27 protein-coding genes and 1 tRNA gene are annotated in these 25,949 nt (G+C 37.9%); 15 read left to right on the forward strand and 13 right to left on the reverse strand.

The genetic code is table 11. From position 1 onward, the window contains the following. The first annotated feature begins 11 nt into the window (after nt 1–11). Complete coding sequence (locus tag ESB04_RS01420) at nt 12–1,355, forward strand: ammonium transporter (RefSeq protein WP_129025495.1); 1,344 nt, start codon at nt 12–14, stop codon at nt 1,353–1,355. Between the two features lie 89 nt (nt 1,356–1,444). On the opposite strand, the gene mtaB is transcribed toward ESB04_RS01420, so the two are convergent. Both mtaB and ESB04_RS01430 read right to left on the reverse strand, forming a co-directional pair. Then, nucleotides 1,445–2,770: a tRNA (N(6)-L-threonylcarbamoyladenosine(37)-C(2))-methylthiotransferase MtaB gene (mtaB, locus tag ESB04_RS01425; RefSeq protein ID WP_129025498.1), complete on the reverse strand. Its 1,326-nt coding sequence runs from the start codon at nt 2,768–2,770 to the stop codon at nt 1,445–1,447. A gap of 85 nt (nt 2,771–2,855) precedes the next feature. Continuing rightward, on the reverse strand, nt 2,856–3,869 hold the full coding sequence (locus tag ESB04_RS01430; protein WP_129025500.1) for a glutamine synthetase beta-grasp domain-containing protein: 1,014 nt from the start codon (nt 3,867–3,869) through the stop codon (nt 2,856–2,858). A 244-nt stretch (nt 3,870–4,113) separates the two neighbouring features. On the opposite strand from ESB04_RS01430, the gene ESB04_RS01435 reads away from it, so the two are divergent. The 5 genes from ESB04_RS01435 (at nt 4,114) to ESB04_RS01455 (ending at nt 9,109) form a co-directional block, all read left to right on the forward strand. Beyond that, entirely contained in the window at nt 4,114–6,321 is a 2,208-nt protein-coding gene (locus tag ESB04_RS01435; protein WP_129025502.1) for a glutamine synthetase III family protein, read from the forward strand. 10 nt (nt 6,322–6,331) lie between these two features. Then, entirely contained in the window at nt 6,332–6,889 is a 558-nt protein-coding gene (locus ESB04_RS01440) for a hypothetical protein (RefSeq protein ID WP_129025504.1), read from the forward strand. A gap of 2 nt (nt 6,890–6,891) precedes the next feature. Then, complete coding sequence (locus tag ESB04_RS01445; protein WP_129025506.1) at nt 6,892–7,608, forward strand: RsmE family RNA methyltransferase; 717 nt, start codon at nt 6,892–6,894, stop codon at nt 7,606–7,608. Further along, a complete protein-coding gene (locus tag ESB04_RS01450; protein WP_129025510.1) occupies nt 7,598–8,257 on the forward strand; it encodes a DUF4159 domain-containing protein in 660 nt (219 codons plus the stop codon). Before ESB04_RS01445 ends, ESB04_RS01450 begins: the two co-directional genes overlap by 11 nt. 90 nt (nt 8,258–8,347) lie before the next feature. Beyond that, on the forward strand, nt 8,348–9,109 hold the full coding sequence (locus ESB04_RS01455; RefSeq protein ID WP_129025513.1) for an acyl-CoA desaturase: 762 nt from the start codon (nt 8,348–8,350) through the stop codon (nt 9,107–9,109). A gap of 99 nt (nt 9,110–9,208) precedes the next feature. On the opposite strand, the gene ESB04_RS01460 is transcribed toward ESB04_RS01455, so the two are convergent. Further along, nucleotides 9,209–10,477, reverse strand: coding sequence for a dihydrolipoamide acetyltransferase family protein (locus ESB04_RS01460; protein WP_129025515.1), 1,269 nt, complete (start codon nt 10,475–10,477; stop codon nt 9,209–9,211). Between the two features lie 2 nt (nt 10,478–10,479). Continuing rightward, on the reverse strand, nt 10,480–11,733 hold the full coding sequence (locus tag ESB04_RS01465; protein WP_129025518.1) for a competence/damage-inducible protein A: 1,254 nt from the start codon (nt 11,731–11,733) through the stop codon (nt 10,480–10,482). 85 nt (nt 11,734–11,818) lie between these two features. On the opposite strand from ESB04_RS01465, the gene gldC reads away from it, so the two are divergent. Next, on the forward strand, nt 11,819–12,169 hold the full coding sequence (gene gldC / locus ESB04_RS01470; RefSeq protein WP_129025520.1) for a gliding motility protein GldC: 351 nt from the start codon (nt 11,819–11,821) through the stop codon (nt 12,167–12,169). Nucleotides 12,170–12,180: 11 nt separating this feature from the next. After that, nucleotides 12,181–13,230, forward strand: coding sequence for a thioredoxin family protein (locus ESB04_RS01475; protein ID WP_129025522.1), 1,050 nt, complete (start codon nt 12,181–12,183; stop codon nt 13,228–13,230). 3 nt (nt 13,231–13,233) lie between these two features. On the opposite strand, the gene ESB04_RS01480 is transcribed toward ESB04_RS01475, so the two are convergent. The 4 genes from ESB04_RS01480 to ESB04_RS01495 all read right to left on the reverse strand — a co-directional run bounded on the left by ESB04_RS01480 (nt 13,234) and on the right by ESB04_RS01495 (nt 18,092). After that, entirely contained in the window at nt 13,234–13,422 is a 189-nt protein-coding gene (locus tag ESB04_RS01480; RefSeq protein WP_129025524.1) for a DUF6728 family protein, read from the reverse strand. A 1-nt stretch (nt 13,423) separates the two neighbouring features. Next, nucleotides 13,424–15,439: a (E)-4-hydroxy-3-methylbut-2-enyl-diphosphate synthase gene (ispG, locus tag ESB04_RS01485; protein ID WP_129025526.1), complete on the reverse strand. Its 2,016-nt coding sequence runs from the start codon at nt 15,437–15,439 to the stop codon at nt 13,424–13,426. Between the two features lie 88 nt (nt 15,440–15,527). Further along, a complete protein-coding gene (locus ESB04_RS01490; protein ID WP_129025528.1) occupies nt 15,528–16,733 on the reverse strand; it encodes a sugar MFS transporter in 1,206 nt (401 codons plus the stop codon). Between the two features lie 6 nt (nt 16,734–16,739). Beyond that, complete coding sequence (locus ESB04_RS01495; RefSeq protein ID WP_129025530.1) at nt 16,740–18,092, reverse strand: Gfo/Idh/MocA family protein; 1,353 nt, start codon at nt 18,090–18,092, stop codon at nt 16,740–16,742. Nucleotides 18,093–18,172: 80 nt separating this feature from the next. Here ESB04_RS01495 and ESB04_RS01500 point away from each other — a divergent pair, with 80 nt between their 5' ends. The 3 genes from ESB04_RS01500 to ESB04_RS01510 are packed head-to-tail and all read left to right on the forward strand — an operon-like array spanning nt 18,173 to nt 19,957. Next, nucleotides 18,173–18,595: a 6-pyruvoyl trahydropterin synthase family protein gene (locus ESB04_RS01500; protein ID WP_129025532.1), complete on the forward strand. Its 423-nt coding sequence runs from the start codon at nt 18,173–18,175 to the stop codon at nt 18,593–18,595. Next, complete coding sequence (folE, locus tag ESB04_RS01505) at nt 18,555–19,259, forward strand: GTP cyclohydrolase I FolE (RefSeq protein ID WP_129025535.1); 705 nt, start codon at nt 18,555–18,557, stop codon at nt 19,257–19,259. The genes ESB04_RS01500 and folE overlap by 41 nt, the downstream gene beginning before the upstream one ends. Then, the gene (locus tag ESB04_RS01510) at nt 19,259–19,957 is read left to right on the forward strand and encodes an SDR family NAD(P)-dependent oxidoreductase (RefSeq protein ID WP_129025537.1); all 699 of its coding nucleotides are present in this window, start codon (nt 19,259–19,261) and stop codon (nt 19,955–19,957) included. Before folE ends, ESB04_RS01510 begins: the two co-directional genes overlap by 1 nt. On the opposite strand, the gene ESB04_RS01515 is transcribed toward ESB04_RS01510, so the two are convergent. After that, nucleotides 19,943–20,929: a cation diffusion facilitator family transporter gene (locus tag ESB04_RS01515; protein WP_129025539.1), complete on the reverse strand. Its 987-nt coding sequence runs from the start codon at nt 20,927–20,929 to the stop codon at nt 19,943–19,945. The genes ESB04_RS01510 and ESB04_RS01515 overlap by 15 nt on opposite strands. 49 nt (nt 20,930–20,978) lie before the next feature. On the opposite strand from ESB04_RS01515, the gene ESB04_RS01520 reads away from it, so the two are divergent. Continuing rightward, nucleotides 20,979–21,530: an NUDIX domain-containing protein gene (locus ESB04_RS01520; RefSeq protein WP_129025541.1), complete on the forward strand. Its 552-nt coding sequence runs from the start codon at nt 20,979–20,981 to the stop codon at nt 21,528–21,530. Here ESB04_RS01520 and surE read toward each other — a convergent pair. After that, on the reverse strand, nt 21,520–22,302 hold the full coding sequence (gene surE / locus ESB04_RS01525) for a 5'/3'-nucleotidase SurE (protein WP_129025544.1): 783 nt from the start codon (nt 22,300–22,302) through the stop codon (nt 21,520–21,522). The genes ESB04_RS01520 and surE overlap by 11 nt on opposite strands. 50 nt (nt 22,303–22,352) lie before the next feature. On the opposite strand from surE, the gene ESB04_RS01530 reads away from it, so the two are divergent. Continuing rightward, nucleotides 22,353–22,838 carry a GNAT family N-acetyltransferase gene (locus ESB04_RS01530; RefSeq protein ID WP_129025545.1) on the forward strand — a complete coding sequence of 162 codons (486 nt, stop codon included), beginning with the start codon at nt 22,353–22,355 and terminating at the stop codon, nt 22,836–22,838. Here the strand turns inward: ESB04_RS01530 and ESB04_RS01535 are convergent. Further along, on the reverse strand, nt 22,819–23,697 hold the full coding sequence (locus ESB04_RS01535) for a nucleoside phosphorylase (protein ID WP_129025547.1): 879 nt from the start codon (nt 23,695–23,697) through the stop codon (nt 22,819–22,821). The genes ESB04_RS01530 and ESB04_RS01535 overlap by 20 nt on opposite strands. 50 nt (nt 23,698–23,747) lie before the next feature. Between ESB04_RS01535 and ESB04_RS01540 the strand changes: the two genes are divergently transcribed. Beyond that, a complete protein-coding gene (locus tag ESB04_RS01540; RefSeq protein WP_129025549.1) occupies nt 23,748–24,209 on the forward strand; it encodes a hypothetical protein in 462 nt (153 codons plus the stop codon). Between the two features lie 33 nt (nt 24,210–24,242). Here ESB04_RS01540 and trhO read toward each other — a convergent pair whose 3' ends face one another. Further along, nucleotides 24,243–25,235, reverse strand: coding sequence for an oxygen-dependent tRNA uridine(34) hydroxylase TrhO (trhO, locus tag ESB04_RS01545; RefSeq protein ID WP_129026131.1), 993 nt, complete (start codon nt 25,233–25,235; stop codon nt 24,243–24,245). A gap of 41 nt (nt 25,236–25,276) precedes the next feature. After that, nucleotides 25,277–25,360, reverse strand: a tRNA-Leu gene (locus ESB04_RS01550). Between the two features lie 76 nt (nt 25,361–25,436). Between ESB04_RS01550 and ESB04_RS01555 the strand changes: the two genes are divergently transcribed. Further along, nucleotides 25,437–25,811, forward strand: coding sequence for a DUF3127 domain-containing protein (locus tag ESB04_RS01555; RefSeq protein ID WP_129025551.1), 375 nt, complete (start codon nt 25,437–25,439; stop codon nt 25,809–25,811). Nucleotides 25,812–25,949 lie beyond the last annotated feature (138 nt).

Genomic DNA, 25,949 nt, shown 5'->3' on the forward strand with positions numbered 1-25,949 from the left:
AATTTACGAACATGACAACACAAAAACCAACTTGGATACCGCTGCTTGTTTTATTAGCTGTTGCGGTGCTTGCATTGTTTACTGATCTTCCAGGCTCTATTCCTACGGAAGGAATTGACACAGGTGACACAGCCTGGCTAATTGTAGCTTCTGGATTGGTATTATTAATGACACCTGGTCTTGCTTACTTCTATGGAGGTATGGTAAATCATAAAAATGTCATCTCAACCATGTTGCAATCTTTCATCGCGATGGGAGTAATTAGTGTGATTTGGGTAGTATTTGGGTTCAGTTTAGCCTTTGGAGATTCTATTGGCGGATGGATTGGTGATCCAACCACCTTTTTTATGTTCAACCATGTATTTGATCATAAATTATCTCTAGGCTCTGCCGACCAAATCAAGTTCACTATTCCTTTTGCCTTATTTGCTTTCTTTCAAATGAAATTTGCGGTAATCACTCCTGCATTAATTTCTGGAGCATTAGCCGAGAGAATCAACTTTAAGGCCTATGTATTATTCATGGTATTGTTCTGTATTTGTGTGTATTCTCCTTTAGCACACTGGACATGGCATCCAGATGGATTCTTATTTAACTTAGGAGTCTTGGATTTTGCCGGAGGAACGGTCGTACACATGTCTGCAGGTTGGGCTGCTTTGGCGGGTGCCTTATACTTGCGCCGCAGAAAATCACATATTGAATCCAATATTTTACCTCCAGCAAACATTCCATATGTATTGTTAGGAACCGCTTTACTTTGGTTTGGATGGTTCGGTTTCAACGCCGGATCTGCTCTTGGAGCTAATTCTCTTTCAGTTTCTGCCTTCGCAACTACACACATTGCTGCCGCAGCGGCTGGTTTATCTTGGATTTTATTTGATGTAACTCGTGGTAAAAAAGTATCTGCATTAGGTTTTTGTATCGGTGCAGTGGTTGGATTAGTGGCAATTACTCCTGCAGCTGGATTCGTAACTTTACCGGTTGCCATTTTCATAGGTGTAATTTCAGCCATGGTATCTAACATCATTGCTCACTGGAGAGCATCATCCAACTTGGATGATACATTGGATGTATTCCCTTGCCATGGAGTAGGTGGAATGATGGGCATGTTGTTGACAGGTATATTCGCTACTAGCGCAGTTAACTCAGCTGTAGCTGCCAACGGTTTATTTTACGGAGAAACTGAATTATTCGTGAAACACATTTTAGCACTAGCCATTGTTTCTGCTTTTGCCTTTGGTGTTTCCTACATCCTCTTAATTGTTACAGACAAAATTATTCCATTGCGTGTAAACGAAGAGGAAGAAAGATTAGGATTAGATATTTCGCAGCACGACGAATCGATTTCGGAATAATCTAAACATAGACAAAGCCGCAAGTAATGGTTCTTGTGGTTTTGTTTCAATCAAAAAGTCGGAGGCTATTAGTTTCCGGCTTTTTTGTTTTACACCAAATGTTCGATTAAAATTTCAGCACGCACCAAACCTTCCTCATCAATGGATTTGTACCTAACTGGCTGAATAGTGTTGATTAATAGGGGATCATAAGGAACTCTAACCCTCACGTAATTTTCAGAAAAACCCTCCATATAACCATCTGAGGATGCTTCCTCAAATAAAACTTTACCTTTCCGACCTAATTGTGATTCATAAAATGCCCTGCGTTTTTTATCAGAAAGAATATGCAACATTTTGGACCTTTCAGCTTTTACTTTAACATCTACTTTGGGTTGAATATCCACGGCGTAGGTATTGGCTCTTTCTGAGTAGGTAAAAACGTGCAAATAAGAAACGTCCAGTTCGTTTAAAAACTGATAGGTTTCTTTAAACATTTCTTCCGTTTCACCTGGGTGACCCACAATGACATCCACCCCAATACAAGCATGGGGCATTTGCGATTTTATTTCTTTGACACGCTCTGCATACAATTCCCTTTGGTACCTGCGCTTCATAAGTCGTAAGACGGCATTGGAACCTGATTGCAGAGGAACATGAAAATGAGGAACAAAGTGCTTAGAAGTAGCCAAAAAGGACAATAATTCACTATGCAATAAATTAGGTTCAATAGATGAAATCCTAAAACGATTCATCTCTTGCTGAGAATCTAAAGCTTTTACTAAGGAAAAAAAAGATTCGACACGTTTACCATTTTGAATACCAAAATCACCTATATTCACTCCTGTCAGCACCACTTCTTTTACGCCTTTTTCAGCAATTTCTTTGACCAAACCCAATACATTTTCAATACTACTGGATCGACTTTGTCCGCGAGCCAAAGGAATAGTACAATAGGAGCAAGGGTAATCACATCCATCCTGAACCTTTAAAAAGGTTCTCGTCCGATCATTAACGGAATAGGAGGCATGGTAATCCAAATCATAACGAATTTCAGAAGCTATAATTTTTGGCAAAGACTTTCTTTGCTCAGCCACAAAATAAGGTTCTATCAACTCGGGCAATTTAAACTTCTCATTAGCCCCCAGCACTAAATCAACCCCAGAAATTTCTACTATTTCTTGGGGTTTCAACTGGGCATAGCAACCCATAACAACGACCACCGACTCCGGATTGATTTTTTTAGCTTCTTTAACTACCTTCTTACATTTTTTATCTGCCTGATCTGTCACACTGCAGGTATTAATGACAAATAAATCAGGCGATTGCAGAAATTCTACTCGATTAAAACCCATAGGTTCTAGAGAACGAGCAATGGTACTGGATTCAGCAAAGTTTAATTTACAGCCTAGTGTATAGAAAGCTATTTTTTTCATAAACGATAACAAGCTGCAAATTTAAAACAAAAATGGCGGATAAATCCGCCATTTTTAATCTAATATAGTTTAATCAGCCCCCAAATTAAAATTTGGCTGATTTTACTGTTTTGATAATTCTAGATGCAACTTTATATGGATCTGCAGCTGAGTTAGGACGACGATCTTCTAACCAACCTTTCCAGCCTCTTTCTACTGTAGCGATTGGAATACGAATAGAAGCTCCGCGATCTGAAACACCATATGAGAACTGATGAATCGACTGCGTTTCATGCTTTCCAGTTAATCGCAAATGATTATCAGCACCATATACTTCAATATGCTCCTTCACTACTGGTTCAAATGCCGAGCAGATAGCGTCATAAGTAGCTTTTTCGCCACAAGTACGTAAAGCTGTATTGGAGAAATTAGCATGCATACCAGAACCATTCCAATCCAACTCTCCCAAAGGCTTACAATGCCAGTTGATAGAAACACCATATTTCTCACCCAATCTTTCCAATAAATATCGAGCTACCCAAATCTGATCACCAGCCTCTTTGGCACCTTTAGCGAATATCTGGAATTCCCATTGTCCTGCAGCCACTTCTGCATTGATACCTTCTACATTCAATCCTGCGTCTAAACAAATATCTAAATGCTCCTCAACAATCTCTCTACCATAGGCATTTTTTGCTCCTACAGAACAATAATAAGGACCCTGAGGTGCAGGAAAACCGTTGGCAGGGAAGCCTAATGGTTTATTGGTCTCTGGATCCCACAAGAAATATTCCTGCTCAAAACCAAACCAAAAATCATTATCATCATCTTCAATAGTAGCCCTTCCATTACTCTCATGTGGGGTACCATCTGAATTTAAAACTTCACACATTACTAAATAAGCATTTTTTCTAGCGGGATCTGGGCAAATGAAAACTGGTTTCAGTAAACAATCTGAAGATCCACCTGGTGCTTGTTCAGTAGAAGAACCATCAAAGCACCAAACATCACAATCTTCTAAACGACCACTGAAGTTATTTTCAATCTTGGTTTTAGAACGTAAACTCTGAGTAGGTTTATAACCGTCAAGCCAAATGTATTCTAGTTTAGATTTTGCCATAATTTTAAACGTGTTTTTGTTAAAAATTCATTTTTTGTGTCAAATACAATGCAAAAATAAACCTGTTTTTATTAAAAACAATTATTTTACATAAAAAATATACAATTTTAAAGCACATAAACTTAGACATAAAAAACATGACAATTATTAGAAATTGCAAATAGTCTAGGAAAAAGACCATGATTTTGTTTCATCTAAATTACAAAAATCCTATTTTTACGTTCTTGATAACCAAATTTCAACCATGGCAATAACTAGATTCAAAGCCCTTGAATTAGCTCAAAGTAGAGCTAGCGCTGTTGTAAAAATTCCTACTGAAAAAGTAAGCGATTTTTATGGAAACATGACATTTAATGATGAGGTAATGCGCTCATTATTATCTCCTGAAGCATATCTTAAGATAACTACTGCAATTAATACAGGATCTAAAATTGACCGTGATGCAGCAGATGAAGTAGCTGCTGCTATGAAATCTTGGGCTATCTCCAAAGGTGCAACCCATTATACACACTGGTTTCAACCATTAACAGGTACTACAGCAGAGAAACATGATTCCTTCTTTGATATTGATTTCGGTTCTGGTAAAGCGGTTGAAAAATTCAAAGGTTCGGCATTAGTACAACAAGAGCCAGATGCTTCTTCTTTCCCCAATGGGGGAATTCGTTCCACATTTGAGGCTCGTGGATATACGGGATGGGATCCTTCATCTCCAGCCTTCATTATGGAAAATGCAGCAGGTACGGCTACTTTATGTATTCCTTCTGTATTTGTTTCCTATACAGGTGAGGCGCTAGATTACAAAACTCCCTTATTGAAATCTATTGAATTAATTGATAAAGCTGCAACCGCCGTTGTAAAAGAATATTTTAACCGCGATGTCACCAAGGTTATTCCAACAGTAGGTATCGAACAAGAATATTTCCTAGTAGATGAAGCTCTTTACAATGCTCGTCCTGATCTAATGATGGCAGGTAGAACGGTATTTGGACATGCACCAGCCAAAGGTCAACAGCTGGAAGACCATTATTTTGGTTCAATTCCAACACGTGTTAATGCCTTCATGGTGGATTTTGAAATTGAAGCTTTGAAATTAGGTATGCCTGTTCGTACCCGTCACAACGAGGTAGCTCCAGCACAATTTGAAGTAGCCCCGACATTTGAAGAAGCAAACTTGGCTTGTGACCACAATGCATTATTGATGGATTTAATGTCTAAAGTAGCAGTTAAACACAAGCTAAAGGTTTTATTCCATGAAAAACCATTTGCTGGTATCAATGGATCAGGAAAGCACAATAACTGGGCTTTAGGAACTGATACAGGTGTTAACTTACTAGGACCTTCATCTAAGCCAAAAGAGAATCTTCGCTTCTTGACTTTCTTCGTCAACGTTGTGAAGGCGGTTCATGATAATGCAGATTTATTACGTGCTTCTATTGCTTCTTCAGGTAATGAGCACCGATTAGGAGCCAATGAGGCACCACCAGCTATCGTTTCTGTTTTCTTAGGTTCAACCATGAACAATGTTTTGGATGACTTAGAAAACATGAAAGATATTGAGGAGTTTCAATTGGAAAAAGGGGATAATGTATATTTAAAATTAGGTATCAACAAAATTCCATCACTTATTTTAGACAATACAGATCGTAACAGAACTTCTCCTTTTGCATTTACTGGAAATAAATTTGAATTCCGTGCCGTAGGTTCTTCAGCCAACTCAGCTGCGCCTATGACCGTTTTAAATACTATCGTAGCTAATCAATTAATCCTGTTCCGTAAGGAGGTAGATGCTATACTAGATAAAGGAGTTAAGAAAGAATTGGCTATTATGGACGTGTTGAAACGTTATGCTAAAGAATCCAAGAAAATCCGTTTTGAAGGAAATGGTTATTCTGATGAGTGGGTTACAGAAGCCGAGAAGAGAGGCTTATCTAATTTAAAATCTACTCCAGAGGCTTTGGCAGTATATACTCGTCCGGAATCCATAGAACTATTCACGAAATACGGCATCTATTCTAAAGAAGAAATGCATGCCCGTTATGAAATTGAATTGGAGAATTACATTAAAAAAATTCAAATTGAGTCGCGAGTATTAGGAGATATGGCCATTAACCATGTGGTATCTACTTCTTTAAAATACCAAACTCAATTGGTTGAGAATGTAAAAGGACAAAAAGAAATCGGTATTGACCCTCAATATTATGCTCCTACAGTAGAGATGATAAAGAAAATATCCGAATACACCTCTAAAATTGTATTATTACAAAACGAAATGACTGAGGCAAGAAAAGAAGCGAATAATATAGAAAATATAGAAGAAAGAGCTTACTTGTACGGCTCTAAGGTTAAAAGCTACTTTGAGGACATTCGTTATGCAGTTGATAAACTTGAGCTAATTATCGATGACGATGAGTGGCCATTACCAAAGTACAGAGAATTATTAATGATTAAATAGTTTGTCAATTATGACACCAAGCAGCAATCCGGGGTTTTCGCCTGAAGAAATCAAACGTTTAAAAGAGCTTTGTGCTTCCGAAAAGCGTTCATTTATCATCATAGAAGACGAAGATCTTCCGGTTAGCAATGATAGAGAAATGGTCCACATACAATTTGTGGGCCATTTTGAACAAAAGGAGGTCATCTTTGATGCCATTCTTTGTACCCTACAACTTCATTACTCCAGCTTATTGTATGAAGCTGCCGAGCGAGAAGCTATTCAACATTTTCCTCTCTATATCCCTATTGAAAATAGAGATGAAATGTATCAAGCCAACGATTCTTTGGACGAGGAGGTTGAAATGATGGTTTTGGAGATCATAGAGGAAATGGAGGAAAACGATGAAATCAAAGTAAGTGAATATGTGGAGGTAGATAAAGATTTTGATTTTGGAATCGGCCTAGAGGCTGCTTTGTATGTTCCATCCTTAACAGATGAGGTTCTTGAAAAATTCATTCTGGATTTTAACTCCAATTCATTACAATTAGACAGCTCTTTATATTCATTTAAATCTGAAGAAGAGTAAGCATGAGTATTCCGGTTTTTTATGAGCCAAATCCATTGTCCAACTCTTATTTAAATGAAGAAGAATCCATTCATGCCCATCGGGTCTTGCGATTGAAAGCTGATGACCCGATTTTTATTTTAAATGGGAAAGGACAAAAATACCAAGCCCGAATTGAGGTATCACATAGTAAAAAAACGAGCTTCAAACAACTAATAGAAATAGAAAACTCCTCTTCTCCAGCTTATTCTGTTCATTTGTGGATAGCTCCTACGAAACAGATGGAGCGAATGGAATGGATGGTCGAAAAATGTGCAGAATTAGGTATTCAATCCATTGGATTTTTTCATTCTCGCTATTCAGAACGAAAAGAATTAAAGACGCATCGACTTGAAAAAATAGCTATTTCTGCGTTGAAACAATCAAAAAATTTATTCATTACTCAAATTCAGCCAATATTGCCATTTAAGCAACTTATCCAAGAGCTTGACAAAAACACTAAGGACCAAAAATTATTTGCCTACATCTCAAATCCACCAAGCGAAGGACTTGCCAAGTGCATTCAATTAAATCAAAGCTATCATATCTTAATCGGTCCAGAAGGTGACTTTTCTGTGGAAGAAAGTTCAGGCTTATTAGCAAAAAAATGGATTCCATTTAGCCTTGGAAAAACTATTTTGCGCACTGAAACGGCCGGTTTAGTAGCCACTCATTCCATCCATTTTTTACATGAGGTCTAATGTATTTATATGTTTATTACTACTCTTGGGCAACATCTGTTGGGCACAAAATTCTCTTGTAAAGATTGCTAAAGTTAAATACAAAGGGGGAGGGGATTGGTATGCCAACAAAACATCTTTGCCTAATTTGATTGCCTTTGCTAATCAACAAGCAAAATTGAATATTGATCCTAATCCAGAGACAGTTGAATTAAATAGTCCCATGCTTTGGAACTATCCTTTTATTCATATAACTGGACATGGAAATTTGGTATTTGATAAAGAGGAACAAAAAAACCTTAGACAATACTTAATAGGTGGGGGATTTTTACACATCGATGATAATTATGGTTTAGATAAGTTTATTCGTCGAGAGATGGCAAAGGTTTTTCCTGAGCTTGGCTTCGTAGAACTGCCTTTTAACCATCCTATTTATTCCCAGCCATATTCCTTTCCCAAGGGTCTGCCTAAAGTACATGAACATGATGGAAAAGCCCCTCAAGGATTCGGTTTAATTTATCAAGGTAGATTAATTTGTTTTTATTCCTACGAATGCGATTTAGGCAATGGATGGGAAGATGAAAGTATTTACCACGATCCCGCAGAAAAGCGCGAGGCAGCCTTAAAAATGGGCACTAATTTGCTTCACTATGCATTCATGCACCCATAACTGACAAAAATCATGAAAGTATATGCATATACTAGAGATTCTTAGCGATTTCATGTATAAATTTGTAGTCAAATAATTATTTTTAGTTTTATGCAATTAGTACTTCCTGCTTTTATCATTCATTGGTACGTTTCTCTTTTCAGTCAAACATTTTTCCTTCACCGTTATTCTGCCCATAAAATGTTCTTGATGAACAAGTTTTGGGAGAAGTTTTTTTATTTCTTGACCTATTTGTCTCAAGGTTCGTCTTTCTTAAGCCCTAGAGCTTATGCCATTTTGCACCGAATGCATCATGCTTTCTCTGATACCCCTAAGGACCCACATTCACCGATGTTCTCTAGTAATGTCTTTACCATGATGTGGAAAACCAAAAATATTTATAATGCGGTTTTGAACAGATCTCAAAAAGTTGAAGAGCGTTTTGAGCATGATTATCCAGTTTCTAAAACCATTGAAAAAATTGGTGATTCATGGGTTTCTCGTATTGGTTGGGGAGTAGCATATTCATCATTCTACATCGTAGCCTATAAATACTTCGATATGCACTGGGCATTCTTCTTTTTATTACCCGTACACTTCTTGATGGGACCTGTGCATGGTGCAATAGTAAATTGGTCTGGACATAAATACGGTTACCAAAATTACGATAACCACGATCATTCTAAAAATTCTCTGGTAGTGGACGTTTTAATGATGGGAGAATTATTCCAAAATAACCACCATAAATTGCCTAATCGCGTGAATTTCGCTACAAAGTGGTTTGAAATAGATCCAACTTATCCTATGGTGAAATTATTAACTTGGTTAAAGATCATTCGTCCAAATATAAAGGATCCAAATTCGAAATTCTAAGTTTAAGAAATGTAAAGAATCATTTCTTAAATATCTAAACATAAAGAAGCCTCAGAAATTAATTCTGAGGCTTCTCTATTTTATACTTTGTTTAAATAACTAAAAATCTGATTCTTCCATGGTAAATTTCTCCAAATAATCTGACACGCGTTTTAAAAATCCTCCACCCAAAGAACCGTCAATAACACGATGATCATAAGAATGTGAAATAAACATCTTTTGTCTAATAGCTATTTCATCACCATTAGGCCCAGAAACGACCGCTGGTTTTTTCTCTATCACTCCAAAAGCCAATATTCCCACTTGCGGTTGAACGATGATAGGAGTACCCATCAAATTACCGAAAGAACCAATATTAGAAATGGTATAAGTACCGCCTTCTAAATCTCCAGGGGTTAATTTATTTAAGCGCGCTCTATTTGAAAGGTCATTGACCTTTTTAGTCAATTCAACCAAAGAAAGCTTATCCACTTCATGAATGACAGGCACAATCAAATTACCGTTTGGTAATGCCACTGCCATACCAATATTAATTTGTTCATGCTGAACTAAATAATTCCCCTCGACAGAAATATTCATACCAGGGAAATCTTTTAATGCCTTAGCCGTAGCCATGATAAGCAAAGGAGTGTAGGTCATCGGCTCCTTATATTTAGCCAAAAAATTAGCTTTATGATTTTCACGCCAAGCAACCATAGCAGTCATATCGGCTTCCAAAAAAGATGTCACGTGAGGAGCTATACGCTTGGAGTCAACCATGCGCTCGGAAATCATTTTACGCATTCGATCCATCTCAACCACCACGTCGCCCGGTAAACGCAAACCTGGGCCTTGAGACAGCGTTCCGGAGGCAATCATACGCTTAGAATTTCTAACAGCAATATAATTCAATACATCTTTTTTAGTCACCCTTTGATCTAATCCAGTTCCCTTGATAGAACTTAATTCTCTTTGGGTGACATTCTCCTGCAAGCAAATCTGCTTAATTAATGGAGATATCCAAGGATTGGATTTTTCTTCATTATGCCCTAAAATCCCCAAACTCACATCTGTCAGCATGGCCAAATCATCTTGCTCAGGAAACATGGAGCTACTGGAAGCAAATGAAGGATTTTCACTTGAATTTTCAGTCGAATCAATTACACAAATAGCTTTCCCTATTGTGGCAATTTCTCCCACTGGAACAATAATCTTTTGCAAATAACCCGCAACGGGACTAGGGACTTCCGTATCTATTTTATCCGTGGCTACTTCTAAAATAAACTCATCAGCTTCCACATAGTCGCCCGGCTTTTTGAGCCAATTTAGGACTGTTGCTTCCATGATGCTTTCCCCCATTTTGGGCATAATTACTTCCATGATGGCCATAACTATTGTGTCAATTCGTTTAATAAAAATTTCCTAAGTAAATTCAGACAGTTAAGAGCCGTCATATGAATAATTTGCTTCCTGGTTCCGGCCAATTGCAATTTTCTTGTTATTACTCCACCAGAATGCGCTAAAGCGATCCAAACTGTCCCTACAGGTTTATCTTCAGAACCACCATCTGGACCTGCAATGCCAGAAGTAGCCAAAGATACACTTGATTTCAATTTCTCCCTAACACCCTGTGCCATAGCCACTATGCATGCTTCGCTTACTGCTCCATCTTGCTCTAAAATTTGAGAAGACACCCCCAAACTTTCCATTTTTACTTCATTAGCGTAGGAGATAACTCCTCCGACAATATAGGCTGAACTTCCAGGTATTTCGGTGAATAAGTGAGATAAATATCCTCCGGTACAACTTTCAGCCACTGCCAGGTTGGCAGATTGAGCTATCAATAACTTCCCAACCACCTCAGACAATTCATCTTGCTCATATCCAAATACATAGCCCTTTATTAAAGGCATTACTCGGTCTATTTCACGCTGAATATCCTGTTGGATTTGTTTAGCTTCTGAACCAAAGCCAGTCAGACGCAATTTAACTATTCCTAAAGAAGGTAAGTAAGCCAATTTAATGTGAGAAGGTAAAGACAATTCCCAATCTTGTATCATGTCGGACAGATAGGATTCACCTATACCCACCACTTTAACAATTTTATGAACGATGGTAGGGGTCTTGAAATGTTGGGCTACTCTTGGCAATACTAATTCCTCCATCATAGCTTTCATCTCAAAAGGTACGCCGGCCATGGAAACCCAAATCGTTCCTTTTTCTTCAAACCACATGCCTGGAGCAGTCCCTTGCTTGTTTTGAATATATTGTGCTTTAACAGGTAATAAAGCCTGATCCCGATTTAAGTCACTTAATTCTCGACCACGTTTTTCAAAGAAAACACGTACATCTTCTAGTGCTTGAGGGTGATAGTCCATGTCACTATCAAAAAATTTGGCTAACACATTTTTGGTCAAGTCATCCTTAGTTGGGCCCAAACCACCTGTGATAAATACAATGTCAGCTCGGTGTTGTGCTTCTTCTAAAATAGCTAGAATTTCAGTGTCTTGGTCACCTACGGATGATTTACGAATCGTTTTAATTCCAATCTTATCTAATTCAAGACTAATCCATTGCGTATTAGTATCTAAAATTTGACCATAAAGAATCTCATCCCCAATCGTAATAATTTCTGCTCGAACCATGAAGTTTTCTTACTTTTGTACGAAAATACGATTTATTTGGGATAGAAGTGAATCCCTGAATCGAAAAACCATTCATAATTGCGCAATGAAACAATCAGAAATACATTTCCAAATTAAGCTTGACGAAAATAATATTCCAGACCAAATTTCATGGTCCGCAACTGATAACCCCAATGAAGGAATTGAAGAAACCAAGGCAATTTTGGTGGCGACTTGGGACCCTTATCATAAGGGTACCTTGACATTACCACTTTGGACAAAAGATATGGAGGTCTTGGACATGAAAAGATTCTTTATTGAAGTGATGGGTACTGTAGCAGACGCATCACTTCAGGCTACGGGCGACAAGTTTTTTTCGCAGGAAGTAGAACAAGTGTGTATGACGCTCTCAGCTCACTTAAAAAAGGAAATCATCGCGGCAGAAAAAGGCCAATAAATCACACTCGAATGAGAATTGCATCTTCGTACCTTAGCTTTTTCCTACTTTTGGCTTTGCCAGGTTTTGCACAAAAAGGTATCAATTTTATTAAGACAGGGAATTTTAATATGGCATTAGCTACTGCCAAACAGCAGAATAAACTTTTATTCATGGAAGTTTATGCGCCAGATTGTCATATTTGTAATTCATTCAAAGGAACCTTTGCCCAGCCGCAAGTGGGAGCTATTTACAATGCCAAATTCGTGAACTTTCAATTGGATATTCGAAATCCAGAAAATCAAAAACTGCTAAAAAAGCTGAAAATCAATATCAATGCTACTCCCACTTTCATTTTTATTGATCCTTCCAACTTACAAATTGTTGGCGCCAAAATATTTGGAGAACGTGATAATTCAGTCATCAATGTGAATTCCATTGCTCAAAAAGCCATTAATCCAGCCGAACATGCACAAAACTATGCCAAAAGATTAAAGGCTGGGGATAAAAATCCACAGTTCTTATTAAACTACGCTGAATATGCCAGAATCATGGGTGATACTACGGCTAACATTTTGGCATTCAATGAATTCGCAAAATCATTACCTACCAATCAGTACACATCCCAGAGTACTTTCAATGCTATTCAAATGGTTATGATGAACAACAATAATCCGCTGTTTGATTATTTTGTAAGCCATATTCCTACCTACGAAAAAATGTTTGAAGCTAGTTCAGTTAGAATGACCTACGAAAATATTTTTCAAATCGTATTAACGAGTTCGCAGGCCAATAAGCTCAGCTTGGCAGATATTCAAAAGATTAAAGGACAAATGACAAAGGCAGGCTTAGATGCTAGCTCGATACAGCGAAGAATGTGGATGGTAGAAAGTTCTTTATTATTCAAACAGAAGAAGGCTACTCAGGCCATTCAAGTGATTGAAATTTTACTGTCAGTACTTCCGAATGCACCCGGACCGAAAGAATACCAATATCTATGCGATTATGTCAATGGCAAAACCAAGGACAAAAAAGCATTAAGTTATGCCAAATCACATTGGTGTAAATTCGGTATGAAGTAATATTTAACGCAAAAAGGCCCGATAAATCATGACGGCCACGCAGAATAAAAACATCACAATGGATATTTTGTTGATGGTGTGCATGGTGCGAATATTGAAATTCGTAGGAGCTCCGGGTTTAGGTTTTTGAAATACTCGGATAAAGTATAAGAAAACTTCCCCCAATTTGAATTGTTCCTTGAGTCTGCTCATTTTAAATATTGGTTTCTTGGGGATCTTTCCACATCCCGTCTTCTTTGATTAATTGAATTAATTCATCCACTGCGGAGTCGGTAGGAACGGATTTTTTAACAACTTCCTGTCCGCGATACAAGGCAATTTTATCCTTACCAATTCCCACATATCCATAATCCGCATCGGCCATCTCGCCCGGACCATTCACGATACATCCCATGATGCCAATTTTTACGCCTTTGAGGTGGTCTGTCACTTGACGAATTTTGGCGGTAGTTTCTTGAAGATCAAATAATGTTCTGCCGCAAGAAGGGCAGGAGATGTATTCAGTCTTGGAAATACGAACTCGACAAGCTTGTAAAATACCAAAATTGGTAGAATTAACTAGAGCATATTGGTCATGTAGACTTTGAAGAGAAAGCATCAATCCATCTCCAAAGCCATCTAGAAGCAAGGCACCCGCATCCGTAGGGGCAAACAATTGGAATTGGGTACTGGGTATATCTTGGTAATGTAAACGAATCACCACCGGGATATCTATTTCTTGATTTTCTAATTCAAAGAATGCCCTTCTAAGTGCTGCCATTCGATTAGAATAGGTTGAAGAAAGAACTAAAACCTCTTTCTTTGCTGTTTTTAAGGCATTAACTAGTTCAGGATTAGACCAAATTTCTTCCGCATCTGCATGAACAAAATTGAGTGAAGCATGCTTTTTATCGGTATTCAACCATACTGAAGCCTCAAACATGGGAAATTGATGAATCGAGTCACTTTGGGCTAACCAGGTTTCAGCAGATTGAATTTGCTTCAATCCATTGGGAAGCATAAATTTCAAATCCAGTTTACCTGTAAAAAGGTAATCTGCTCCTAAATCATTCATAGCCCATTTATCTGGCTCAGGAAGATAAAAATGCCCAATGGACTTAAGATCATCCATCTCAATTTCCTTCATTTGAGAAAAATCAGCTAATACGCGAGGTACTTGATGTCCACCAAAATTCGCAAGCTCTTTACTTTTTCTTCTTGTATAGGCAAAAGGATTAATGGGAGAATCAAAACCTTGGTCTAAATCTGACAAGGCAGGAATAGGTTCACTAGGAATATGTCGATTTACATAACGATTTGCCAATTCCTGGGCCACAGGAATTTCAAATTCAGGGTCTTCAGTTAATGAAACACGAATGGTATCTCCCAATCCGTCTTCTAAAAGGCTACCAATACCCACCGCAGATTTTATTCGACCATCCTCACCATCACCGGCCTCTGTTACACCTAGATGAAGAGGATAAGGCTTGAATTGTCCATCAGCTAGCTTTTTACTCAATAAGCGGTAGGCTTCTACCATGACTTGCGTATTGGACGCTTTCATGGATAAAACGATATTATAATAATTTTCGTCCTCGCAAATACGAAGAAATTCCAAGGCTGATTCCACCATTCCGAGGGGTGTATCTCCATATCTACTTAGAATACGATCTGATAATGAACCATGATTGGTTCCTATACGCATGGCAGTACCATATTCTTTACAGATTTTTACTAAAGGCAAAAACTTGTCACGAATTCTCTCCAGTTCTGCTTGGTAAGAAGCTTCTGTGTATTCAATGGTTTCAAAACGCTTTTTATCAGCATAATTACCCGGATTTATGCGCACTTTTTCAACTATTCTAGCTGCTAATTCAGCGGCATTGGGGGTAAAATGGATATCAGCCACCAAAGGCGTTTTATAACCTCTCTCACGCAATCCTTTACGTATATTTTCTAAATTCTGTGCCTCTTTCACGGAGGGAGCAGTAATCCGCACCAATTCACATCCTGCGTCAATCATCCGAATGGATTGTTCTATGGAACCCTGAGTATCCATGGTATCCACCGTAGTCATTGATTGAATACGAATAGGGAAGTCGGAGCCTAACATCAAATCACCAATGGCCACAGGAATGGTTTCTCTTCTGCGATATCCCAATAAGGTAGGGGCATAGATATTCCCTTGGGAAATTAAATGAGCAGAACTTGATTGATGAATGCTTGACATAGAAATTTAATTTATTTCAAATTTACGAAATACCAACAAAAAGCCTCATCTCATGAAAATAAGATGAGGCTCATTCACATGTTTTATATTACCAAGAACTCTTTTTATGGCCTATTGTTGCATAAAAAAGAATAAATAGATAGCAGGGTACCATAATCACATAGGCCAATTGGGTATTTTGAATGCTATCAGCAATGTTTCCATATAACAAAGGAATCAATGCACCTCCAGAAATCATCATGATAATCAATGCAGATCCCAGTTTGGTATATTTTCCTAAACCGTTAATAGCTAAAGGCCATAAAGCTGGCCACATTAAGGCATTAGCTAGTCCTAATAAAGCTAAACACATCACCGAATAATATCCATCTAAAAGAATAGTTCCTAAAGAAAATACTACTCCCAAAATAGCCGAATAATTCAAAGCCTTCTGTTGAGATAAGTATTTGGGAATAAACAAAATACCTACTACATATCCTGCCAACATACCGTATAAGGTGTAGGTAGTAAAGGTTTTAGCCACTTCCATATCGATTCCTTGAGAAACCCCATAGTTGATAATGGTATCGCCCGCCATTACTTCTACACCCACGTACAAGAAAAAGGCAACTAGGCCTAATACCAAGTTAGGATAGGCCCAAACACTAGAACGTTGATCTGAGCTAGACTCTTCAGTTTCTTCTGCTTCCACCTCTGGTAAGGTAGAAAAACGAACCAATAAAGCTAGTGCTACTAATACCCCTGTCATGATTAAATAAGGATTAACTACGATGTTTAAATCTTTAGCATCCGTAGTAGAGGAAAGCAACAAGCCACCAAAAATAAACTGACTTAAAATACCAGCCACTTTATTACAAATCCCCATCACTGAAATACGCTTAGCGGCGGAATCAGGGGATCCTAAAATGGTCACGTAGGGATTAGAGGCAGTTTGCAAAAGGGCTAAACCCGTTCCAATAACAAATAAACCCAATAAGAACATGGGATAATTAGCCATTTTAGCGGCTGGAACGAATAATACAGTTCCTACTGCCATAACTAAAAGACCTACCGACATACCATTTTTAAAGCCGGTTTTGGCCAACACCCATGATGAAGGAATGGCCATCACGAAATAGGAAATAAAAAATGCCGAGGTTACTAATAAAGATTCAAAATTATTTAATTCAAATGCCGATTTGAAAAAGGCAATCAAAACGGAGTTTACCCAAGTCACAAATCCAAATACGAAAAAGAGTATTCCAATAATTAAAAGTGCAGCAGAGGTGTTGGTAGGTTTGTTTGTAGTTGTCATAAAGGTTTAATAATTATCATGTAAAGCAAAAATAGGTTGATTAGTTTTCCATTTACCTCGGGTAAAATCAGGGATTTTTACAGGAGCAGAGCCTTTGGCAATAGACTCCTCAGATAGAGGCGAAATGGCTGACCAAGCAGCTGCATCATACACATCAATCGGAGGAGCCACTTTATTTTTAATGGATTCAATGAATGCTCTCAATACAAAATAATCAATGCCACCATGTCCCGCATTTTCAGCATCCTGAGCATGAGCTTTCCAAAGTGGATGATCGTATTTTTCTTGATACGGCTTAAATGGCTCCCAGCTATGGGCTTTGGGGGAAACGCCCTCTAAATAAATTGATTTATTATCGTCCATCCATAGGCCATTGGTTCCTTGTACTCGGAAACCTAAGGAATAAGGACGTGGAGAGTTCGTATCATGCGAAATCATAATGGTTTCTCCATTGGCACATTTAATCAATGTAGTAACCACATCCCCTAATTTAAATTTGACATTGGCATTGGGATGATCTTTCCCTCCTTTGTCTACCACATACTTGTGCAAACCTAAGGCAGGGCTGGCCATAGATGTTAAGTATAAGAATTGATTCCCTCGATTAATATTTAACATCTCCGCCACTGGACCTAGTCCATGAGTAGGATAAATATCACCGTTTCTATCAACAGAATGCTGGGTTCTCCACTTAGCCTCCGAAAATCCTTTCTTACCGAATTCAACACCTCCTCCATAGGGACGAACCCCATCATTAAATTTAACTTCACGTAAATCATGCTGATAGCCACACTGAAGATGGGTTAAAGTACCAAACATTCCTTGTCTGACCATGTTTAGTACGGCCATTACATCTCTTCGATAACAAACATTCTCCAAAATCATACAATGGGCGCCTGTCTTCTCATACATGTTCACCAAATCCCATGATTCCTTTAGGGTTACCGTTGCAGAAACCTCGACACCCGTGTATTTGCCTTCTTTCATAGAGGCTAGCGCCATAGGCACATGCCATTCCCAAGGGGTAGCAATAATAACCCCATCAATATCTTCTCGTTTAACTAGATTTTCAAAATCATGATCCCCCTTTTGATAAGCTGCAGCTTCTTTACGGCCCTTATCACGAATCATTTTTTGGGAAATTTGAATGGCTTGGGGATCAATATCGCAAATAGCCACAATCTCTACATCTGGGCGATAAAGAGCCATTTCCAAATGATTTCTTCCACGAAGTCCCACCCCAATGAAACCTAAACGTACTTTTGTTTGTTCTGGTGTTATGCCTTTCAGAATAGTAGGAAAAAGAGCGGCAGAAGAAGTGTATAACAGCGATTTAGAAATAAAATTTCGCCTTTTCATAAATTGTTAAACTGGTTTTTAGGTAATGAAAATGAAATTTAATCAAAATATGGCTGTAAATTTATATCCAATTTAAAAAAATGACGGATCTTCCTAGAGTTAGTGTATTTAGAAAAGAGCATTTTAATGCGGCTCATCGACTATTCAATCCAAATTGGTCAGATGAAAAGAATCAGGAAGTCTTTGGATTGTGTAATAATCCCAACTACCACGGTCACAATTATGAATTAATTGTGCAAATTACTGGAACAATTAATCCGGATACGGGTTATGTTATTGATATGAAGGAAGTCTCCCATATGATTCAGAGGGAAATCATTCAAAAGTTTGACCACAAGAATCTTAATTTAGATGTTCCCGATTTTTCAAATATAAACCCAACGGCTGAAAATATCGCTTGGGTGATATATCAAAAATTAAGAGCTACACTTGCCACCAACTTAGATTTAAAAATCAGATTGTATGAAACAGAAAGAAATTTTGTTGAATTCCCTGCTCATTGATACAGAAAATTTTCATTTTACTGATGAGGAGATTGGAGATAATCATATAGCTACATCCATAGAAACTCCTATGAGGGCTGATGCATTTGATCTTTCTGATGCTGAGAAAATTCAAAAAATCGAAAGTCACTTCAGAGAAATTATGTTGACTTTAGGCCTTGATTTAACTGATGATTCTTTAAAAGGAACCCCTAAGCGTGTGGCTAAGATGTACGTGGAGGAAATCTTTAGTGGATTAAATCCTAAAAATGAGCCTCAAATTGCCTTATTTGAAAATAAATTTGGTTACAATGAAATGCTCATTGAAAAAAATATCAGTTTTTATTCCAATTGCGAGCATCATTTCGTCCCTATTATGGGTAAAACGCATATTGCTTACATCTCTTCCGGTAAGGTCATTGGACTTTCTAAATTGAATCGAATAGTGCAATATTATGCCAAAAGACCTCAAGTACAGGAGCGTTTAACCATGCAAATAGCAAAACATTTACAAAAAGTACTTGATACGGAGCATGTAGCTGTATACATTGATGCTAAACACCTATGTGTTTCTTCGCGCGGTGTTAAGGACGATGCAACTTCTACGATTACCTCATTTTATGGAGGTAAATTCCAAGAAGAATCCACTAGAAAAGAATTTTTAGGTTCTATCCAAAGCATATAATGGGATTATTTGTCATTATTGGAGCTAGCCAAGGGATTGGATATTCCTTAGCTCAACAACTGATTGCCCAAGGTAATCGTGTGCTTAATTTTTCAAGACATGCTTGCGACATTTCAGGTATTGAAAATTATACATGGGATGCCCTTGGAGATTATGATCAAATTTTACAAAGTATTCAAGAGCCAGTTGATGGCTTAGCTTACTGTCCTGGTAGTATTAATTTAAAACCCTTCCATCGACTTACTAGCTCCGATTTTGAATTTGATTTTAAAATCAATGTGTTGGGGGCCGTTAGAGTGATTCAGGCCTTGTTGCCCAAATTAAAATTATCTGGAAATGCCTCCGTGGTCTTATTCAGTACGGTTGCTGTGCAGACAGGAATGGGATTTCATGCTTCTATAGCCAGCTCTAAAGGAGCTATTGAAGGCTTAACGCGTTCCTTAGCAGCCGAATTAAGTGCACAGAAAATTCGAGTTAATGCGATTGCTCCATCATTGACACAAACGCCTTTAGCTCAAAACTTACTAAATTCTCCTGAAAAGATAGAATCTGGAGGAAAGAGACATCCTTTGGGACGAGTAGGACAAGCGGAAGATATAGCTAATTTAGCCATGTTTTTATTACAGCCAGAAAATTCGTGGATAACAGGTCAAATCATAGGAGTTGACGGAGGAATAGGGAGCCTAAGAACGGTTTAGTTGTTCCAAAAAATGTTTTTGGTTCAAAGCTAAATTGACATTGTTCCACTCAATCCTACGAACAAATACTTGAGTTCTTATAGGACAATCGGCCACCTGACAGTGAGCACAGCATTCATCTAAGCAAGGATCCGTATGTACAAAAATCTCAATGTGAGTGGGTAAAACTTGTGATAAAGTTTCTTCGAAAGCGTGAATTTCCTCGTGTACACGAATTAAATCCCAGTATCTCGGAAGAGTGATGTGACAATCTATATGTAAATCGCCTCCATATTGTTGAACTCGCAAATTATGTAAATCTATCCAGGCAGGCTGTTGGTTTTGCGTTATCCACTCGATAACCAATTTAAATACTTTGGGATTTGTTTCATCCATCAATGCAGCTACCGAAGTACGAATCAAGCGGATTCCTTGCCAAAACATAAACAAGGCAAATAAAATAGAGGCCGCTGAATCAACCCAGAGCCAATGCGTCCAGTAGGTGATTGCCAAGGCTAACACGACTAATAAACTATTGTAAGCATCTAATCGCAGGTGTTTTCCATCAGCCACCAAAGTAGGAGAATGTTCTTTTTTTCCTATCTGAATAAGAAAATACCCCATGATACCATTCAAAGCAGAGGAGCCCAAAGAAATGGCCATACCCATGTCCAATTGTTGGAGTTCTTGCTGAGTCCATAGGTGTTGGGAGGCGTGTAAAAAGATGTAAGTTGCCGCCAATAAAATCAAAACTCCTTCTAAGCCTGAAGCAAAAAATTCAATTTTACCATGACCATAAGGATGGTTTAAATCTTTAGGTAAAGAGGCTAAATAAACCGAATAAAAGGCAAATGCCCCAGCTACTACATTGATAATCGATTCTAAAGCATCTGTTAAAATAGTGGTAGAACCACTCAGATAATAGGCATAAAATTTGCCTATTAGAATCAGCACACTAATCGAAAAAGTAACAAGCAGCAGGCGCTGTTTCATGTAAAAAAATTATGCACAAAGATACATCAAATCCACTTACATTTACGAAATGAAAAAAGAAGATAAACCCTGGAAAACACTTTCAAAGCAAACGATTTATGAAAACCCTTGGATTCGAATTGAACATCATGAGGTTATCAATCCCAGCAATAAAGAAGGAATTTATGGTTTAGTGCATTTCAAAAATGTTGCGGTTTCTGTTTTTCCTTTGGATGATGATGGGAATACGTATTTGGTAGGTCAATACCGATATACCTTGGATACTTATTCCTGGGAATTACCAGAAGGAGGATGCTTAATTCAAGAAAATGAAATTCCATTAAAGGCCGCAAAAAGAGAATTGGAGGAAGAAACTGGTTTAAAAGCGTTAGAATGGCATGAATTAGGAAGCTGCTTTTTATCCAACTCAGTGACTGATGAAAGGGCCTTTATGTATTTGGCGAAGAACCTTCAGCAAGGAGCAGCGGCACCTGAGGAAACAGAATCTTTGGTCATAAAAAAACTTCCTGTGAAGCAAGTTTTTGATATGGTAGATAGGGGAGAGATTCAAGATGCTTTAAGCATAATAACGATTTTAAAAGTAAAAGCGCTTATATCGTAAAATCCCAATGCTTCATTTCTTCCAAAGCCTGATAATCCGTCAGATCATATTTCACAGGGACTACCGTGGCATAATTTTCAGAAAGCCAATCTAAATCTGTGCCATTATTCAGGTCTTCATTGTGAAGAAAGCCATCCATCCAAAAATATGGCTGACCATAAGGGTCTTTTCTCTCTTCAAAAAACTCCCGATAAACCGCTTTTGCTTGTCGTGCAACACGAATTCCTTGAATAGGAGTCTCCGTTTTGGCAGGGAAATTCACGTTTAAAGTTAGACCCTCTTGAAGTCCATGTTCTAAAACCTGTTGAGCTATTTTTATAATTAAATCATGGCAGTGACTAAAATCTGCGTCACTGGCATAATCACACAAAGAAAAACCAATGGCAGGAATTCCTTCCATTGCTGCTTCGATAGCCGCAGACATTGTACCTGAATATAAAACTGAAATGGATGCATTGGATCCATGATTGATTCCGGAAACCATTAAATCAATTTTACGGCCCTTTAAGATATAGTGCTTACCAAATTTTACACAGTCAGCAGGGGTACCAGAACACTTGTAAGAAAGAATATTAGAACCAAAAGTTTCTGTTCTAATTACACGGATAGGTGTACCCATCGTAATAGCATGACCCATACCCGATTGATGGCTATCTGGGGCCACAACGACCACTTCACCAATTTCCGACATGATTTCCGTTAGTACTTTAATGCCTTTGGAGTGAATGGAATCATCATTAGCAATTAAAATAAGTGGTTTCACTTGACTCATAATTTCATATTTTTAACGAATTTACAAATTTGCTCCCTTAATTTTGCACCATGCAAATTCGAAAAGCTGAAATAAATGATATTCCTGTTATTCAGTTCATAGCTGAACTAGCATGGAGACCTACCTATGGAGCCATTTTATCCGAAGAGCAATGCGTTTTCATGCTGGACATGATGTACCGAACTGATGTACTTAGAAAACAAATGGAAGGCAATGTCCAATTTTTCATGTTAGAATCGGAAGGGGAGGCCATTGGCTTTGCCGCCTATGAAAACATGGATGGTATACAGGGAAAACTTCATAAAATATATTTGAATCCAGTTCAGAAAAGTAAAGGTGCTGGAACATTCCTTTTGGAATATATAGCCCAATTTGCCCATGAGAATGGCCAAAAAGAATTGATTTTAAATGTCAACCGCCATAATTCAGCCGTCAATTTTTATCATAAAAGGGGATTTCAAATTGACCAAGAAGTAGATATTCATGTAGGAGAGGGGTATTACATGAATGATTACATCATGAAAAGACTTCTATAGCTCTTTCGATCAATTGACTAATTTGCTTTTCAGGATTCGTGGAAAACTGATGATTTATACGATTAGCAAGAATGGCATTCAATGAGACCATTTCGTGCCCTAAAACTCCTGAAAAAGCATAATAGGCAGCAGTTTCCATTTCAATATTGCTAATTCTTTGGCCCATAATTTTATGGGAAGCACAATCCACTAAGTAATTGGGTAGGAGTGAAGGCATCCTAACAGTACGTCCTTGTGGAGCATAAAACCCAGGTGCTGTTAGAGTTATTCCACTATAGGCTTGTTTGAAATAGGAATCTTGTGCCAAAAAATTCAATAATTTATCGGAGGCTTTGGCACCATAAATGGGTAAAGGATAGGATATTTGTTGACAAAATTGATTTAGTGTAGCTTGATCTAAACTATTCTCCGAAGTAAAATCATAAAATTGAGACAAGTTATCAAATCCCATGGCGGAATTAGAAATCAAAACCGAGTCTACCGGTATATCACTTTGAATAGATCCTGATGTACCAATCCGAATTAATTGTAAGCTCCGCTTTACGGTCTTTTCTTCCCTGGTTTCAAAATCAATATTGGCTAAAGCATCCAATTCATTCATGACAATCTCCACATTGTCCGCACCAATTCCACTTGAAAGTACTCCAATTGGTTTTCCAGCTAGTTCTCCAAAATGACTTACAAATTCCCTTTTATGTATTTTAGTATGAATACGATCAAAATGCTGGGAAACTTTTTCTACTCTTTCTGGATCTCCCACCATAAAAATAGTATCTGTCAACTGCTCGGATCGAATGTTCAAATGGTAGGAACTTCCATCAGGATTGATAATTAAGTCGGTGGGCGAGAAATAGGTCATGAACAAATTTATTGATAATTTTCCAATTGATTTATTGGGAATGGTAGGATATGAAAAATTGGATAGATATTAAAAAACAACTTTTAGAGGAAATTCAACTTCGAATTGAGCAAAATATACAAGAGGCTCAAGTAGCCTATGAGCAAGCCAAGGAGTCTCGGGATTCAGACACTAAAAGCTCAGCTGGGGATAAATATGAAACTGGACGAGAAATGATGCAGAGGGAAATGGATAAATGTTCGGCCGTCATAGACCAAAACAAGCATTCTTTGCAAATCATACTGAAATTGCCATCCAATCGAAGTTATCTACAAGTCGACAAAGGTGCGCTTATCGAAACGAATATGGGCATATATTATATGTTGATTGGTTTAGGTAAAATGATTCTAGAGCAAAAGGAATATTTTATCATTTCACCAGAATCGCCAATCGGAGAATTATTTTGGGCTAAAAAAGTAGGGGATAAGATTGTCTTGAGGGATCAAAAAATACAAATCTTGGGGATTTATTGATGCTTCATATAATATAAAATTCATAAAAATGGCTCAAGAATGAGCCTTTTTTTGTTTTTCTTCAATCTTCGCATTTCGACTAAAGGACTTAAATCCTAAAATAGGAGAGTATCCTACGGATTGTTTGGAATAATATCCTTTTTCATTGTAAGGCCGCTTCCGAGGATGTACTTTACATTCAGGAGAACAAGCCCCATCCATTTCTTTCAAGCAGCTTGGGCAAATAGCTAAATGTTCGTTACACTCTGGATTGGCGCAATTTACCATGTGATCAGATGGCTCATGGCAAATATGACAGGTAGAAATCACCACCGGATTAACACTGTTAACGGGTGTGGCTACACGATTGTCGAATACATAGCAAGAACCATCAAAATCTTCTCCACCTTCTTCCAAACCATATTTGATAATTCCACCGTGTAATTGGTAAACATCTTTAAAACCACGTTCCAACAAATAAGCAGATGCCTTTTCACACTTAATTCCTCCCGTACAATAAGTAATGACCTTCTTGTCTTTTAAATGTTCAATTTCATGCACATGCTGAGGCAAATCACGTAGATTCTCCATATCAAAGGTATATGCACCTTTGAAACGACCTAATTCATGTTCATAATTAGAACGCATATCTACCAAAACCACGTCTGGATCATTTTTCAATAATTCCTTAAATTCCTTCGGTTTTAGGTGTTTTCCTGTTTTTTCACGCGGATTTACGGGAAGGTCTGAATGTACTATTTCTTTCTTAACACGGACATGCAGTTTATTAAAGGTATGCGCATCGTGTTCTTCAATTTTAAAATCAAAGTCAGTACCTTGGAAAATAGGATCATTTTCCAACCATTTCATGTATTTGTCGCAATCTTCCTTTAATCCGGAAACTGCTCCATTCAATCCTTCAGTAGCCACGATTACTCGACCTAGGATATTATTCTCAATACAAAAAAGGTGATGTTTTTCTCGATAAGCCTCGGGATCAGGCACAGGGGTGTAGTTATAGTAAAGCAACACACTGTAAGGTTTCATCTTCAACATGATTTACAGATTAATAACAAACAAAAAATAAGTGACGATGGGGAGATTCGAACTCCCACACCTAAAACGGCACTACCACCTCAAAGTAGCGTGTCTACCAATTCCACCACATCGCCAAACGGGTTAGCAAAATTACCAAATATTTGCTTACTTGCAAGGAATACAAGTTTTCATCAAATCTGAATAAACAGAATGGCTTTAGAAATCAGCGGAAAATTAATTAAAAAATTACCCGAAGTTACAGGCACTGGTCGTAACGGAACCAATTGGATTAAACAGGAATTTGTGATTGAAACCCAAGATCAATATCCTAAAAAAGTATGTATGTCGCTATGGGGCGACAAAACCCAGGACTTAGCTCCTATACAAGATGGAGAATTAGTAAAAGTTCAATTTAATGTAGAATCTAGGGAATACAATGATCGTTGGTATACAGAAATCAGAGCTTATCGCATAGACCGCTCGGGAGTAGCGCCTTCGGTGCCTCCGAATGTAGCTCCAACCGCTAGTGGTGGTTATCAGTTTCCTCCATTAGAAGCTGAATCAGGAGATGATTTACCATTTTAATCGGAAGACCCCCTGCAATGCAAGGGTTTGTATCATATACCCATATTCCAGAGCCCTTGCGTTTTAAGGGTTTGTATCATATACCCATATTCCAGAACCCTTGCGTTGCAAGGGTTTGTATCATATACCCATATTCCA

This window comes from Aquirufa rosea, from assembly GCF_004118285.1.
GTDB classification, from domain to species: Bacteria; Bacteroidota; Bacteroidia; order Cytophagales; family Spirosomataceae; genus Aquirufa; species Aquirufa rosea.